At 47.3% G+C, this 14,316-nt stretch carries 17 protein-coding genes; 6 read left to right on the top strand and 11 right to left on the bottom strand.

What is annotated here, in order from left to right; translation table 11 throughout:
* Window positions 1–31: 31 nt before the first annotated feature.
* The 5 genes from HU143_RS24045 to HU143_RS24065 all read right to left on the bottom strand — a co-directional run bounded on the left by HU143_RS24045 (window position 32) and on the right by HU143_RS24065 (window position 3,252).
* A complete protein-coding gene (locus HU143_RS24045) occupies window positions 32–913 on the bottom strand; it encodes a hypothetical protein (protein WP_000926351.1) in 882 nt (293 codons plus the stop codon).
* 14 nt (window positions 914–927) lie between these two features.
* On the bottom strand, window positions 928–1,539 hold the full coding sequence (locus HU143_RS24050) for a phage tail protein (protein ID WP_072646608.1): 612 nt from the start codon (window positions 1,537–1,539) through the stop codon (window positions 928–930).
* Window positions 1,540–1,549: 10 nt separating this feature from the next.
* Window positions 1,550–2,116 (bottom strand): hypothetical protein, encoded by a 567-nt coding sequence (locus HU143_RS24055; RefSeq protein ID WP_000188923.1) that lies wholly within the window; start codon window positions 2,114–2,116, stop codon window positions 1,550–1,552.
* 80 nt (window positions 2,117–2,196) lie between these two features.
* Window positions 2,197–2,736 (bottom strand): DUF5384 family protein, encoded by a 540-nt coding sequence (locus HU143_RS24060; protein WP_001033469.1) that lies wholly within the window; start codon window positions 2,734–2,736, stop codon window positions 2,197–2,199.
* Between the two features lie 3 nt (window positions 2,737–2,739).
* Window positions 2,740–3,252, bottom strand: coding sequence for a hypothetical protein (locus HU143_RS24065; protein WP_000039791.1), 513 nt, complete (start codon window positions 3,250–3,252; stop codon window positions 2,740–2,742).
* Window positions 3,253–3,871: 619 nt separating this feature from the next.
* On the opposite strand from HU143_RS24065, the gene HU143_RS24070 reads away from it, so the two are divergent.
* The 5 genes from HU143_RS24070 (at window position 3,872) to HU143_RS24090 (ending at window position 7,584) form a co-directional block, all read left to right on the top strand.
* Window positions 3,872–4,093 carry a host cell division inhibitor Icd-like protein gene (locus tag HU143_RS24070; protein WP_000245712.1) on the top strand — a complete coding sequence of 74 codons (222 nt, stop codon included), beginning with the start codon at window positions 3,872–3,874 and terminating at the stop codon, window positions 4,091–4,093.
* Complete coding sequence (locus HU143_RS24075) at window positions 4,090–5,136, top strand: phage antirepressor KilAC domain-containing protein (protein ID WP_103398205.1); 1,047 nt, start codon at window positions 4,090–4,092, stop codon at window positions 5,134–5,136. Before HU143_RS24070 ends, HU143_RS24075 begins: the two co-directional genes overlap by 4 nt.
* Window positions 5,137–5,300: 164 nt before the next feature.
* The gene (locus HU143_RS24080; protein ID WP_001187875.1) at window positions 5,301–6,101 is read left to right on the top strand and encodes a phage antirepressor KilAC domain-containing protein; all 801 of its coding nucleotides are present in this window, start codon (window positions 5,301–5,303) and stop codon (window positions 6,099–6,101) included.
* Between the two features lie 29 nt (window positions 6,102–6,130).
* The gene (locus tag HU143_RS24085) at window positions 6,131–6,973 is read left to right on the top strand and encodes a MarR family transcriptional regulator (RefSeq protein ID WP_072649174.1); all 843 of its coding nucleotides are present in this window, start codon (window positions 6,131–6,133) and stop codon (window positions 6,971–6,973) included.
* Window positions 6,974–7,068: 95 nt separating this feature from the next.
* The gene (locus HU143_RS24090; protein WP_025210472.1) at window positions 7,069–7,584 is read left to right on the top strand and encodes an Ail/Lom family outer membrane beta-barrel protein; all 516 of its coding nucleotides are present in this window, start codon (window positions 7,069–7,071) and stop codon (window positions 7,582–7,584) included.
* A gap of 490 nt (window positions 7,585–8,074) precedes the next feature.
* Here the strand turns inward: HU143_RS24090 and HU143_RS24095 are convergent, their stop codons facing one another.
* The 3 genes from HU143_RS24095 to HU143_RS24880 form a co-directional block, all read right to left on the bottom strand.
* Window positions 8,075–8,671, bottom strand: coding sequence for a hypothetical protein (locus HU143_RS24095; protein WP_053896077.1), 597 nt, complete (start codon window positions 8,669–8,671; stop codon window positions 8,075–8,077).
* Window positions 8,672–8,842: 171 nt separating this feature from the next.
* On the bottom strand, window positions 8,843–9,352 hold the full coding sequence (locus HU143_RS24100; protein ID WP_000509939.1) for a hypothetical protein: 510 nt from the start codon (window positions 9,350–9,352) through the stop codon (window positions 8,843–8,845).
* An 11-nt stretch (window positions 9,353–9,363) separates the two neighbouring features.
* Window positions 9,364–9,603, bottom strand: coding sequence for a hypothetical protein (locus tag HU143_RS24880; RefSeq protein WP_001470211.1), 240 nt, complete (start codon window positions 9,601–9,603; stop codon window positions 9,364–9,366).
* A gap of 46 nt (window positions 9,604–9,649) precedes the next feature.
* Here HU143_RS24880 and HU143_RS24885 point away from each other — a divergent pair, with 46 nt between their 5' ends.
* Window positions 9,650–9,868, top strand: coding sequence for a hypothetical protein (locus HU143_RS24885; protein ID WP_370651263.1), 219 nt, complete (start codon window positions 9,650–9,652; stop codon window positions 9,866–9,868).
* 112 nt (window positions 9,869–9,980) lie between these two features.
* Here HU143_RS24885 and HU143_RS24110 read toward each other — a convergent pair whose 3' ends face one another.
* Genes HU143_RS24110 through HU143_RS24120 form a run of 3 tightly spaced genes read right to left on the bottom strand, consistent with a single transcriptional unit; the run spans window position 9,981 to window position 14,162 of the window.
* Entirely contained in the window at window positions 9,981–10,796 is an 816-nt protein-coding gene (locus HU143_RS24110; protein WP_046659860.1) for a hypothetical protein, read from the bottom strand.
* 9 nt (window positions 10,797–10,805) lie between these two features.
* Window positions 10,806–12,395 (bottom strand): hypothetical protein, encoded by a 1,590-nt coding sequence (locus tag HU143_RS24115; protein WP_072649176.1) that lies wholly within the window; start codon window positions 12,393–12,395, stop codon window positions 10,806–10,808.
* A gap of 60 nt (window positions 12,396–12,455) precedes the next feature.
* Window positions 12,456–14,162 (bottom strand): hypothetical protein, encoded by a 1,707-nt coding sequence (locus tag HU143_RS24120; RefSeq protein WP_000067710.1) that lies wholly within the window; start codon window positions 14,160–14,162, stop codon window positions 12,456–12,458.
* Between the last annotated feature and the right edge of the window lie 154 nt (window positions 14,163–14,316).

Genomic DNA, 14,316 nt, shown 5'->3' on the forward strand with positions numbered 1-14,316 from the left:
CAGGAAAAACGCATAGGATTCAGTAAGCCTTTCAGCGTCCTGAATCGGTATACCCCCATACAAAACCAGGTTGGACACTAAGGTCTGATAGCTTTTCAATCCCCACCTGTGGAATGAAGTCGGTAGCCCGAAAGGGCACCCACAGACGGGTATATGCACCCTCTGTGGACTCCTTTTTATCCTGATTTGGGCATTTATGCGGCGGGAGACGAAGACGCATTTCACCTTTATCGATGTAGCACGGTAAACCATGTTCGAGCTTTTCATGAGCCAGTCGGATGTGTGCCGCCAGCTTCATAAATTCAGTATCAATGGCCATCCGTTTAATCGTTTCATAACGACGCTCAGCCTGATCTTCACGAGTACCGCTAACATCGTTATAAAGCTCACACTGATAAGCGAATTCCCAAAAACGCAAATCAACGATCGCTTCTTTGAATTCCGCGTCGTCTTCAGGTGGCAATGCTGCACGGCGCATCTCCAGCATTTCCATTGCCCAACCATCAAGCGGCACGATACGCCATTGATAAGGTACTCCCTCTACAGACACCTCAATATCGTCAATGAAAGGTTCCACTTCCAGGACTTGGATATCTTCAGCCAGAGCATTCATATCGCAATCGTAATAATGCTCTTTACCGCAATGTTTACAGGTGTAGGTGAATGTCTCGACCGGTGTTTCACGGGAGCCGGTAAATATCCACCATAACGCGGTAATCCGGTCCTGCGCCGTCCATGTCAGGGGATCATATTTCGCGGGTTCAGCCAGCAAGGCTTTTAAATACGCCGTTGTCTGTTGTTCTTGTTCCTCCGGTGTTATCGAGTTGAAACGCATCGCATCAGCAATATTTGGCTGACGGAACTGGATCAATTCAGTTGGCCGCGATGGTAGCGGGAAAAGAGGTAAAAGCATCCTTGCTCCTTAATTCAAAGAGAAAAGCTAAAGCCCAGAAGGGAAGCCAAAGAACTTGAGGATTGGTTAAACGTGCTGTGCAATGCGAAGGTCATTGGGAATGACTTAAATTCCGTAACCTGATCCCGCGCATAGGTGACATCGCCGGTAGTGACCGGGAATACCGTCATCTCATTTTCCAGTTTGGTTAAACCGGAGGACAGCAACCGATAAATACGCACATTGAGCAAATATTTAGACGGTATATTCCCGGTACCGTCCGGATTGATCACCCGACTTTTTGCCGTATTAAACCAGTCCAAAACGAGGCCATCAACGGTATCCCTGACCATCATTGTTATCTGCCCAGGCGAACGCTCCGTTGGCTGAAGGATATTCCCTCCGCCGATTTTAATCGTTTCATATTCGATGCTGTAATCGTGGTAGGTAATGTCTTTAGCAAAGAAGTCTGCCCCCTCCAGACCATCAACTTCGACAGAGAACTGCCATCCTTGCGCGAACAGCATTTTGTTCATGATGATTGACGTCAGCTTACCAACTTCCCGCTCACCAACGCCGGAGCCAAATAATGTCGTCGTTAATGCCGAAGATACATAAGACTTTACTGAAGCAACATTAAGCCCCATATCAGCTCCCTCACTTCAACATGGATGAGAAAAGAACAATTCCCGGGATAATTGCCCTTGTTGCGCTCATTTTCTCTTCCAGATCCAGCTTTCGCTGATACAGCGTGTTCTCATCGGATAAATTGCTGGCATCGAGTTTCCCCGCGATAGATATTCTTCGCAGGCGATCAGTGTTAGGTATCGCGATTAACACTTCCAGATAGTCAGAAAGTAACCCAATGATTTCAGGTGGCACTTCCCCATTATCCAGATCCATATCACGTAAATTAGCCAGATATGACACATTCAGCGGGTATACCGCTCGATGAGTATCTTCAAGCCCGATATTCCCATCGTAAACATCGGAGTAGACAAGATCCCCGGTATGATCCGTAACCGATACGAGCGCAAGAAAATCAGCAGGGCAAGCAAGTGATTTACAGGTCTGATCAGTGAAGCGTATCCGCTTGATGTGTCCCGCCCTATCCTGGTAGGTTCCCAATGCTTTTCTTAGCAGGGATTCCAGTAAGGCAGGTTCATCCGCAATCAAAGGTGTGAAGCGGGATTTGACGTCTTCGAGTAATTGTCGTGGTGTCATTGAAACCTCGTAGAATCTAGTTTGTTAACAGATTCTACGAGTTGTCATTTGTGACAGTATGCTCGCAATCGTAGTGATTACTACCACCAACTGCTAGCTTTCTTCTCTCTAGCTTTTCCTTCGCTTTGCAGTAAATCTTTACTTCCTGTAGAAATATTTCTATTTGCATCAGCCTCAGACTGAATTACATCTGTCTTAGCTGCTCTCTCCTTCAACTCCTGCTCTATAAAATCGTTTTCTCGCTGGACACGAGCCGCTTTTGCTTGCAGTTCGAGTTTCATACTTTCGAGTTGCAGCTTGCGAAGCTCATCCTCATAAGCTTGATCTCGCTTCTTGTCATTTGCTAGCTCGGCTTCTCGTTTCGCTCTACGTTCATTTTCTGCAGCAACACGCTGTTTTTCGCGTGCAGCAGCGGCAGATGCTGCTTTTTCTCTTCTAATACGTTCAGCTTGTGCTTGTTGGCGAATAAGTTCTTTTCTGGCATCCTCAGCTTGCTGCTCTTTAGCTCGCCCTTCATTTTCCGCTTGAGCAATAGCAGCAATTTGACTTTGCAACGAGTTAGCCAAGGCAGTGCCTACACTAAACGTAGAAAAGATTAGAAATAAAATAATTTTATTCATAAATTATTTCTTTTCTGGACAAGTAGCATTTGGCTGAATTCGAGTTTCATTATCTTTAGTTGAAATAAGCACAGCAAGCCCCGTTGTAAACTGGCATGCTTTACCAACTTGAGTTGAAGTGAACACCTTAGTTCCTTCTTTATAAGTCAGTGAAACACCTTCAACAATTGTTTTATCACTAACCAAAGAACCAGCCGCTGCACCAAGAGCCGCACCACCAGTACCGCCAGCTACAGCACCCAGTGTCGATGTGCCTTTAACATTATAACCGGCAACGCCCCCAGCAACAGCTCCCAGTACCGCACCAAATGTCTGTGCCGCTTCTTTATTAGCTTTATTATCAACTTTCACTTTAGCTGGAAGCACAGAGATAATATTGACTGTCTTTGTTTCCTGCTTCGAATTCAATTGAGCGGTATCATAAACATCGGCAGCATAATCAGCACCGCTAGATTGACACCCAGAAAGAAGAATTGCAGATACAACAAGAGCGCATAAAGTATACTTTTTAGACATAAGAATCATCCCAGAAAAACAAAAACCGGCGAGAAGTTACCACGAGAACGGAAAGTAAACAAGAATACTCCCATTGACTTATATCAATTAATCAACTTTTTATAAGCTATCCCTAACTTATTGTGTATAGCTGAAAAGTCAGAGACAAGTTCACCATCTGCATTATTTCTTAAGTTAATAGTTTATTGCTAACTTAATTTATGTATCGACTATTGATATCCATCTTAAAGTTACAATATCCCTCTGCATTATTTTTCATCACAAATAATATATCTATTGCACTACACTAAACTGCTCTAATAAATTTGTATTTTTAAGTCGCGAATGCTATCTTTTCGCATCATATTGACCTTTTAATCGTTCAGGCTTATAGTTCCGCCGTCGTAGCAAATTCTGCGACCGGGTTTAGCAGCCTGAATACTTACGCGGACAACCGCAGATTTCCGATATTGCGGTATTTTTGTGTCCGTAAACCACGTTACGCCCGAATTATGGTGGGGCGTGATGGGGAGGCTTCGGCCTGCTGGTTTCGTAAGTGCCAGTCTGCTAACCCCGTCACGTCCTGCCACCTGTTTAGCAGCGGGTCGCAGGTTGTTTATCAACTTACGAGGCCGTAACTATGGTTAATGCCAATCCTTGCGCACGCCAAGAATTCATCTGGCGTTTCTATTCCTGTAAAAAACACCACTATCACTTCGTTATCGCTGCAACAGAAGACGAAGCACGCTCTCAATTGCCTGATGGCCCCTGCATTTTTACTGCCCGTTTTTCAACTAACTCGCGCAATTCACTTAGTTACTGGAGCCTCCCCTTCTCTGCCGACGTTCAGGGGGGTTTATGAAAAAACCTCTCGTCACCCGTAATGACATAGCCGAAGCGATCGCCCTGCATACTGCCTGTATGCCGACACGGGAGATCCCCGGCGCAATTGCTAACTATTTCATGATAACCAGGCGTTTTTATACCCGAACAGATAAGGCTGTGATCAACAGGCTACTGATAGCCGAGATCAGGGATTATTTGATTGAACAAGGACGTCTACGTTACGCAACAGTGGCAGCAGAAATGAGAAAGGAGGCACATAGAATGACCGGTAATAATTTGAATGTTGAAAAACCAGCACCTGTTACGTCAGCTACGCCAGCACCAGCCGTGAATATTATCCCCAACACCGGAGACACAATCGACAGCCTGACACTGTTAAAGATGGTCAATGAGGCACGGAAATTATGTAGCGAAAAACCAGTTCGCAACAATGATTTCATTGCCAGAGTTAAGGATGAGCTTGATGGGGAGGGTTACGAAATCTTCGTAACCCCTATGGATAAGAAAAAAGGTGGAGCGGATCAGGTAGTTATAGTAATGACATACAAACAAGCCCTGCGCGTTGCTGCTCGCGAATCGAAAGCGGTCCGCCGTTCGCTGATCGACAAACTGGAAGAATTGCAGCAGGCAAACTCCCCTGCCCCATCGATCCCCCAAACATTACCAGAAGCTCTACGCCTGGCTGCCGAGTTGGCAGAGCAGAAAATGCAGTTGGAACAACAGCTGGTGGCCGCAGCCCCTAAAGTCGAGTTTGCCGACCGGGTATCAGTGGCCAATGGAATCCTGATCGGGAACTTTGCAAAGGTCGTTGGACTTAAGCAAAACGCCCTTTTCTCATGGTTGCGCCAGAACGGCATTCTCATGGCTTTTGGTGCGCGCAAAAACGTACCGCGCCAGCAGTACATTAACGCCGGGTATTTCACGGTGAAAGAAGTGGTGCTGGATGATGAAAATGGCTACCAGATACGGCTGACGCCCCAATTAACGGGTAAAGGCCAGCAGTGGTTAACTCGCAAGCTACTTGATGCTGGTTTGTTAAAACCAGTAGCAATAGGTTAACAAAAGAAAAAAACCTGCCAGCAAACTGGCAGGTTTCTGAGCAGATCGACCAACCCGATCTGGATCGAGTCAGAAAAATTTGCTCTAATAAATTTCGTTTTCTAAGTGCAAAGAATCACCATTTCGAGCTGGTGATTGAAGGTTGATGCAAATTTGGAGAAAAAATGCAACAAACATTCAATGCGGATATGAATATATCAAACCTTCATCAAAATGTCGATCCTTCAACCACTCTGCCCGTTATTTGTGGTGTTGAAATTACGACCGACCGCGCTGGCCGTTACAACCTTAATGCTCTACACAGAGCGAGCGGACTCGGTGCCCATAAAGCGCCAGCTCAATGGCTAAGAACGCTGTCAGCCAAACAGCTCATCGAAGAGCTTGAAAAAGAAACTATGCAGAATTGCATAGTTTCGTTCGAAGGCCGTGGCGGCGGCACTTTTGCCCATGAATTGCTCGCTGTGGAGTACGCAGGCTGGATTTCTCCCGCATTTCGGCTGAAGGTAAACCAGACATTTATCGACTATCGAGCCGGAAGATTACAACCTGCTATTCCGCAGAGTCTCCCTGAAGCTCTCCGTTTGGCTGCCGACCTGGCAGAGCAAAAGCAACGGCTGGAGCAAAAAATGCTTATGGATGCACCTAAAGTCGAATTCGCCGAACGCGTTGCTACCGCCAGCGGGGTTCTAATCGGCAACTATGCCAAAGTGCTCGGCCTGGGCCAAAACTATCTCTTCACCTGGTTGCGTGATAACGGAATTCTGATCGCAACCGGTGAACGCAGGAACGTCCCCAAACAAGAATACATATCCCGTGGGTACTTCACCCTCAAAGAAACCGTGATCGACACAAGCAACGGAAGCAGGATTTCTTTCACGACTCGTATAACCGGCAAAGGTCAGCAGTGGCTGATGAAGCGATTGCTTGATGCTGGTGTGCTGGTACCTGTCGCGGCAACGCGCTAACAGACGTAGTAAGAACCACCAGCATTGTAATGCTGGCTAAAGTCACTTTCCTGAGCTGTATAACGATGAGCGATTTTACTTTTTCTGGCTATGAATTGGCCTGCTTTGTAACACACTCCGGTCTATCCCGTAGCGCCGGGCATATCCTGTCGCAATGTGCAAATCTCGCGGCAACAACCAGTGAATACTTCATTCACAAGCCTCACCGCCTGATCGCGGCAGAAACTGGTTATAGCCAATCAACCGTCGTTCGTGCATTCCGTGAAGCTGTAAACAAAGGAATCCTGTCTGTAGAGATTGTTATCGGCGATCACCGTGAACGTCGCGCTAACCTGTACCGGTTTACACCATCCTTTTTGGCCTTCGCACAACAAGCCAAAAATGCGCTGATTGAAAGCAAATTAAAGATCTCTTCAGCGGCAACCAAGGTTAAAGCTGTTCTCGCTAAGACATTGACTTTATTTAATTTTTTATCCACACCCCCATGTCAAAATGATACCCCCTCCCCCTGTCAGGATGACGTGGCAATAAAGAATAAGAAGTCACAAGTTAAAAAAACAAAAAGATCAGTTTCCGGCGCTGCCGGAACGACCAAACTCAAAAAATTGACTTCATGGATCGCTGGTGCAAAAGCAAAGGCCGACAATCTGCGGTTATCCAAAAAACGCGCTCAAAAACATGAGTTCCAGCAGAAAGTTGAGGCAGCGGCCCGGAAATATGCTTACCTGAAGAGCAAGCGTTCTCCTGATATTGGCGGGATATCAAACTTCGATAATCTGCCGCATTGCATGACGGTAAACGAAGCTCTGGATATGGTCCTATCTACAAGAAAAGAAAAGGAATTTTATATTCCAACTGGTTTTCGCGGATGATCGCGAATGATAGAATCTTTACGTGTATTTAACGCTCAATACACACTATTTTGTCACCAGTATTATTTTTAACGTTTTTATAGGTAACTTTTTCCATGAAAAAAGTAGTTTTAACGGCCCTTCTGGCATGTGCCTTGGGGGTTGCTGGGACTGCCTCCGCATATCAGCACACACTCTCCTTAGACTTTGCCCAAGGAAGCGCAACGGTTAAAGGCGGAGATATAAAAGATCCAAAAGGCGTGAATATTAAATATCGCTACGAAATGGATTCTACGTGGGGTGGATTAGCTTCGGTCACTTACGAAAAGTCAAACACAAACCTATGGAATGCCGCCAAAGCCAAGGTTGAGTATGCCTCATTTACTTTTGGTCCGTCATACAGATTCAATGAATTAATGAGTGCATACGGCTTGGTGGGTTTAAGCCATGCGGATGCAACAGCAAAACTGAATGGACAGTCATATGCTGGCTTTGGAACCGATTTTGCTTATGGACTTGGGCTTCAATTTAACCCATCTCCGCAGTTTGCAGTTGATCTCTCGTATGAACGTTCTAAACCAGGTGATCTAAGCAATAGCATTTGGATGCTTGGTGTCGGTTACCGATTTTAACTATTTAGTCCCTCTGCCCTACGCAGAGGGATTTATACTTTGCTCTGGTGATATTCGTTATGTTCATTGAGACTAACGCTATGACTATCCTGGTATCTATTCCCATCTATATACTAATTGGTGGACTGATATACGCATTAAGTCGATATATTTTGCGAGCTAATGCAGAAATGGCCTGGTGGGATCGTTTTTGGATAATGATTTTTTTTGGCATATTCTGGCCATTAGGGATCATGTTTGCTGCAACGTTTCTTCTGATGTGGATATTCACCCTTCCAGGTGATTTCTATAGAAATAGAGTCAAACGCTGATGTAGCCGCAGCCGATGCCAAATACTACGGAATTCAGGATTATCCCAAAATAGATAAAAGAAAGCCCCAGTAAACATTATGCGTCCCGCACAACGCTTAACATTAACCGGGGCCATACCTATGCTTAGCGTACTTAGATTAATCCTCTCCTCTGTCAAGGAGCAAGGAATTTTTTACTGCTATGCCGCCTTTCCAGTTATGGATTCTGCGACAAGAACAACCCCATGCTTACTTCGATCCGGATGTTCACTCCATATCTCGGATTCAGGAATACTTTTCCCGTCATAGCAAACACGTTCGCCATCAAATGGGTAATACTGAGCAGTATCGGTGTCCAGGATAAAAACTTTTAGTTCAGAAGAACGACGAGCGATGTGCTGCCAAAGAGCCTTTCCGCCTTCGTATTGCTCATTGTCACTTAGCAAAACAACTCCGGCTTTTGAAGCTACGGTTTCATAAACAAAAGTGGCTAAACCGACATCCCGGACGATTCCATCAACCACGATACCTTCAATCTGGGCAACATCGTTATCTTCCCAGAACTTCCTCACCAGTACGCCTTCAAGCTGTGGGCGACGTTGAAGTTCAAGAGTAGCGACAACCTTATGGCGCATATCACCATCGATAACAGAAGGAGCAGCCTCTATTACGGCAGCAAATGGGGTTTTGGAATCCCATATAACCTGGTAAAGCACACCCTGGATGGTAACTCCGTCCAGGATCGAAAATCGACGAGCGACAGTACCCGGGGAGTACGACATTGGAATCACAGCCATTTTAGAGTCCCCCTTTAACAGTACAGGCACAAACATCTACCTCAATAATTGTAGTTTATTAGAACATTAATAATCTAACATAAAACTCCAGACAATGTTATCGATGCATTTTTATATAAAAAGGTTATAAAAAAAGCTCCCGAAGGAGCTTTAAAATACAAGGGATGACTCTTAATCCCACTCAATCCAGTTGTAGACGATACGAAGTGACGGGCGCACAGCGGCAGTCACATCTTCGGTACTAAAGTCGATTGCATCACTGTAGATTTTGCAGTCCAACATTTCAATTGTTGTAGCAGCTTTTGTCACAGCGTTAACCCCGGAAGATTTGGATTCAGGGGTAGCAGCCATCGTGATATCAACATAGTCCTTCGCCGCAATGCGATCCTTAATGAACTGAAGAATATCGCCTTCGATAGTCTCCACGCACTGGACCTGGATTTCCCCAGAGTTTCGAATTGGTCCGTGCTGGTTGAACTTCACACCATTCGGACCATAGTCCTCCACATCCTCGCGAGTCATTTCAGGGATTTGCGACGTACGAACCAGTACACTGATATCTTCATGGCCTGCAAAAGTGAGCTGGAATTCAGAAGATACCAGTCGTTCGCCTTTGGCCGCGTTGGCAGTATAGCGGCCCTTAATAAATTTACGGTTTCCCTTAGTGTTATTGTGCCCCATATAAAATCCTTTTACTGGAACGCCCGAACAATATCGGAGCTGTTATATATCGAAGAACCGGTCAACTGGAGGTTGACGGTGTTTTTCAGGAAATATCCATTACTGTCCCTTGGCGCATCGAGATCAAAACTTAAGTCCTGGATAGCGACATCGGTGATGTTGATCCGGCGACCAATGTTTAGCGTCACACGCTCCGGGATTCGACCACCAACATTGGCCGCTTTTAGTTCCGGGCTAATCATGGCTGTCAACGCGGCGATAGCGCCTGAAACTTCAATGAATGGATTGTTCAAAGCAATGAAAATTACGGGCAGCGTGAACGTCGGCGGTGTCCCCCCTTCCCAAACCATTAAGCTATTCCAACGGGCAACCGACGTTGTTTCAGTACCTACTTGCACAAAACCACCCAGAGCACCAGAAACAGATCCCATGGACATACCGGTAAACGGCGCTTCCCAATTCTGGGCCATGTTCATTGCCGCTCCCTGGCTGATATATCCGGTAACCTGGTACTGAGAGTTCGTTAAAGTAACTTTCAGATATGGCGATACACCGTCAGCCTGGCTGTAAACCCCATAAGCTATAGGAGCCATTCAAGTTAAAGGCCGGAGTTCCCCGGCCTCCTCCTTTAGCCAAGGCGCTTACGGCGCAGTTTCATTGACTTTTTGCGGGCAAGTTTTGCCGCGCCGGTCTGGGCTTTTCGACGCGCTTTTTTCAGCGCCGATTTTTGAGCCGCAGTCAGACGTTTTTTACGCAGGCGTTTACGGATGAGTTTGATCTCACCGTTACGAACAACCTTCTTAAATGCTTCAGTCAGCATTTCATCAGAAGTGCCAGCAACAACAAACGCCGCTTCCAGTTCGTCGCGGTCGTCGCTATCTAAACCAGCGATAGAGGCACCAACATCAGCAGCTGCGTCGTCGTCTTCATCGTCAGCCAGTGCTTCGATCAGGTCATCATCTACACCGCATGCTGCGAGGAAGTCAGCAACATTTGCCCATGCTTCGTTATAGGCATCGTCCTGTTCTTCTGTAACTTCGGAGTCGTCGTCATCAGAGATACCAGCGATAGCCTGAACGAAACCATCAAGGGAGTCGAAAGTCAGATCACCGCTATCAGCCCAGGCGAAAACGGCGTCGGCCGCATCACTCAACGCATTCTGCATAGCACTTCGATTTGCAGCTTCCAGAATCATCTGGTGCGCCTGTTCGACGGTCCATTCTTTACCGTCTTTCCCTTCCAGGATTTGCTCAGGAGCCGGGGCAGATGGAATGTTATCGTTAGTCTGTGCCGCCGGTTCCGGATTATTATTAATAACCGGATCTGTTGGCGGTTCGGCGCTTGCTCGGGCAGACTCCATCAGCTGCACAGGATCAGAGTTCAAAGCGAAACGAGACAGTCCATTCCCCAAAAATGCCCCGGATTGAAAAAAGTTTTTGCTCATTGTATTCCCTTACTTAATAAGCAGCGGTACGCCCTGGATACGACGGGCTACGCCAGTCGGGCAGCAGGCCCAGACTACTTCCCATTTATCGAATTCCGCCTGCGTAACTTTCAGCACATACGGTTCTGTACCGTCAGCATCAGGATCACGAGGAGCCACCAGAGCGCCGGAGGCGACAAAGCGATCTAAAAGTTTGGTCATCCCTTTAGTCAGGCCAGCCGCAGTAATACCGTCCGGGCTATGCTTCATCTGTCGGGCTAACTGGACAAAGAAACGACTGATTGCATTCATCAGGGATGGGACGTGCTGGAAGTGCAGATAGTTATCCTGCGTGCAGCAAGTTAAAGCATCGTCGATGATCATCTGGCCAGAGGTGCCAACAGATACTTTATTGAGACGGCCCTTGACCATTGCTTCTTCGTCCGGGGTATCTTCCGGATACAGCGGTTGAATTGACGCACGAGCAATGACGGCACGTTCTTCACCAGCCGGTGAGTAATGCCAACCGCCGACATCAGAGTTTTTCTTGACGCCACGAGCTTTCGCCGCATACGCCGCGCCAGACAGACCGAAGACCACACGGGATTGGGTCCATTTGTCTTTGCAGGAGAACGGGTAGTGATAGACAGAACAGCTTACATAATCGGTACCAAGTAAACCGGTATCTTCAACAGCAGAGATCGCTTCCGTGTACGTCAATGTCGGTTTGACATCAAAGAAGCCATCAATCAGGCGATCAGAACAGATATTACCTAACGCAGTGATCGCCGCATTGTCATAGCACCCCAGGCCGAGAACAGCGGTGTACATGTACGGCGCATTGTTCAGCACTTTCACCGCACGCAGGTACGCAGCGGTTGAGATTTTCGACTGATCGCCGTTGGTACCGCCAGTGAACGCCAACGATTTTTTGTTTGTTACTTTCGCTGTCGAAATCAGCTCTTCATTAACAACCGCGCGCAGATATTTAGAACGGGCTTCCAGAGCCGTAGGCAGATAACACAAGCGGCCCATGTCATCTTTCGCTTCTTCCGCCAAAGACACAGTGTGTGTCTCCAGGGTCGTTACCACGCCGAGCGAAGTCGTCTGGGTCAGTTTTAAGAGGAAGCGTTCATTACCCGCGCTGTCCGCTGTTGCTGTTTCGATGGTTAACTCACGGGTAGGTGAAATACACGGATCACCATCATCAACGTAGATAGCAAAGGCTTCGCCACTATCAAGTTCAATTTCAGAACCGTATGGCAACGCACTGTAAGCCGGTTCGCCTGATTCATCGAACATAATAATCGGGAACTTCGCATCATCCGGAACAGCGCGAACAACATAACCAGATGTTTGCTGAATAGCTTCGTATACATGGCGAATTGGTTCGAACTGTGAGCCGGAAGACGGCTTCAGCGGTTCGCCGAGAACATCTTCGTAATTGGACTCAGTAACCGCAAGAACAGTAAACGGCTTGCCACGCGCAAATACGCCAATACCAGCCCACAAGCTGCTATTTAATGCAACACCGGTAGATAACGTCGCATCGGCATTGATCGGGCTAACCGCGACGCCGGATGCATTACCTAATGACTGTTGAATTGAATATTGAGACATAACTTTCCCTGTTATGCGCCCCGCACGGGGGCGCTATGTTAAACGGAGAACTTCCCCTGATTACTCAGAGTCACCGGCATCAATCGTGTCGCCGCTAATGAAGTTAAGCCCGCCTTTTTTGGCCATTGTCAGCGTTACACGAGTGAAGTAATCAGCGCCGTTGCGTGGGTGCATATCATTGATAGCCGAACCCCACAGCGTGGTACGATTGACCAGCGCCGGAGTGGTCGGATGCTGGAACGGGATGGCCGGGACAGCATCACCAGTCACGAAGCCTGCTTTACCCGGATTTTCATCACGGACGTAGCACAGCACATCCATCGAGCTGAACTGAATGTTCTCTGTCGTTAAGTTCTTACAAATACCAGCAGGTACTTCGTACACTTTCACGTTACCGAACAGGGTACCGATGTAGTGAACATACGGAGTCTGGATATAGTCTTCGGCTGGCTGGAAGAAATCCTTCGGCAACTGTTTGAAGAAAGATGCTGCATCAGCACCAGCAAACATCCCCATCGCACCAGAAGATTTAACGCGCTCAATAATGTCGCGATATACAGTCTGGAATTTGCCACGAATGATGGTTGCCCATACATCAAAGGACTGGTTAACCGGCAGAGCGATGTCAAAGGTGTCGGTCGCAAGAGTGCGCCAGATCATGATGCGAAGACGCAGCATATCCTGTTCATGAGACAGGTATTCCTTCAGGGTGCGGAACTGTAGGGACCCCAGGTCCAGACCAAATTCACGCTGTGCTTCATACGCCGCCTGTACCGTGTGCTCAGCCGCGATAACGAACTGACTTGGGAACAGGGTGTATTTCTTCATTTCGTGGTTGATCAGCGGGATCAGCTCAGGAGCGGCTTCAATATTGATTTCCGTCTCAATTGCGATCTCAGTGCCTTTATCCGGCGCTTTGGAGAACGACAGGGCAATCTGACCAATGTTGTAGTTCAGAGAGCAGGTAACAGTGATTTGCTCACCAGCAGCATTAGTAAACGAGTGAAGTAGGCTGCCGGAACCGTTATCAACAACAGACTTAATACGGTTAACGTAGATGTTAGTGCGACCTTTTCGGATTGGTACATTCTGGCCTTCGAAGTCTTCCATCTTGAAGGTTGCGGTTTTGCTGGTGCCATCGGAGCTTGCCACCAGCACATAGCGGCGACGTAACTGGCTGTACACACCGACGGATTGCATGTCCAGAACATCACCAGCAGCATAAGAACCAAAAGAGGAACCTGCCACGTTAAAGACTTCATAGATGTCGGACTGGTCACGCGTAACCGGAATGAAGGTACACGCATCAGCGGTAGCTGCCCCCAACTGAACAGGCAGGATCATCGCGAGGAATAAAGGCAGACGCATAACACCGTCAGAAACGCTCATCATCTCTGCTGCGACGGATTCCAGCATCGCTTTATTAGTGGCATCCATGCTATTGCGGGTGGACTCAATCAGGCAGTTTTCCAGCGTCTGGTGGCAGGAGGCCAGAATTTCCGGACGCGGCATAGATTTATGTGCTGCGGCGTAGTCAGCCAGTGCACTTGCCCACGCTGTAGCGATTTGAGCGGTGGCATTATCAGAGATACCCGCAAAAACCGGGTCTTTACGTGCAGCTTCAAGGATAGATGCGGCACGCGCGGCATCATCTTTAATGAATTGGTTATCAGTACCGAACTGCGCAGTGCTTGCCCAGCCAAGCACAGCTTTAGAGCGTTTTGCGATATCTGCAATACGATTCTGGTATTCGCGTAAGTTACTCAATTTACTCTTCCTTAAACACAAGGCACTTGTGTGAATCCCTTTTCGGAAGAGATTTTATTGAAAGTCACTTGTTGACTTTCTCGTGACAAGCAATTTTTTTATTTTTTTCGGGAGTAGGGGAGGAAGGTAAAATCCAAGGTGGAATCGTGGCGAT

The sequence above is a fragment of the Salmonella sp. SJTUF14076 genome, assembly GCF_015534835.1.
In the GTDB taxonomy this organism is placed as follows: Bacteria; Pseudomonadota; Gammaproteobacteria; order Enterobacterales; family Enterobacteriaceae; genus Salmonella; species Salmonella enterica.

Coding starts and splice junctions, on each gene's coding strand:
- HU143_RS24045 (WP_000926351.1), bottom strand. CDS start 913: ATGCTTTTACCTCTTTTCCCGCTACCATCGCGGCCAACTGAATTGATC.
- HU143_RS24050 (WP_072646608.1), bottom strand. CDS start 1,539: ATGGGGCTTAATGTTGCTTCAGTAAAGTCTTATGTATCTTCGGCATTA.
- HU143_RS24055 (WP_000188923.1), bottom strand. CDS start 2,116: ATGACACCACGACAATTACTCGAAGACGTCAAATCCCGCTTCACACCT.
- HU143_RS24060 (WP_001033469.1), bottom strand. CDS start 2,736: ATGAATAAAATTATTTTATTTCTAATCTTTTCTACGTTTAGTGTAGGC.
- HU143_RS24065 (WP_000039791.1), bottom strand. CDS start 3,252: ATGTCTAAAAAGTATACTTTATGCGCTCTTGTTGTATCTGCAATTCTT.
- HU143_RS24070 (WP_000245712.1), top strand. CDS start 3,872: ATGGTTAATGCCAATCCTTGCGCACGCCAAGAATTCATCTGGCGTTTC.
- HU143_RS24075 (WP_103398205.1), top strand. CDS start 4,090: ATGAAAAAACCTCTCGTCACCCGTAATGACATAGCCGAAGCGATCGCC.
- HU143_RS24080 (WP_001187875.1), top strand. CDS start 5,301: ATGCAACAAACATTCAATGCGGATATGAATATATCAAACCTTCATCAA.
- HU143_RS24085 (WP_072649174.1), top strand. CDS start 6,131: ATGCTGGCTAAAGTCACTTTCCTGAGCTGTATAACGATGAGCGATTTT.
- HU143_RS24090 (WP_025210472.1), top strand. CDS start 7,069: ATGAAAAAAGTAGTTTTAACGGCCCTTCTGGCATGTGCCTTGGGGGTT.
- HU143_RS24095 (WP_053896077.1), bottom strand. CDS start 8,671: ATGGCTGTGATTCCAATGTCGTACTCCCCGGGTACTGTCGCTCGTCGA.
- HU143_RS24100 (WP_000509939.1), bottom strand. CDS start 9,352: ATGGGGCACAATAACACTAAGGGAAACCGTAAATTTATTAAGGGCCGC.
- HU143_RS24885 (WP_370651263.1), top strand. CDS start 9,650: ATGAAAATTACGGGCAGCGTGAACGTCGGCGGTGTCCCCCCTTCCCAA.
- HU143_RS24110 (WP_046659860.1), bottom strand. CDS start 10,796: ATGAGCAAAAACTTTTTTCAATCCGGGGCATTTTTGGGGAATGGACTG.
- HU143_RS24115 (WP_072649176.1), bottom strand. CDS start 12,395: ATGTCTCAATATTCAATTCAACAGTCATTAGGTAATGCATCCGGCGTC.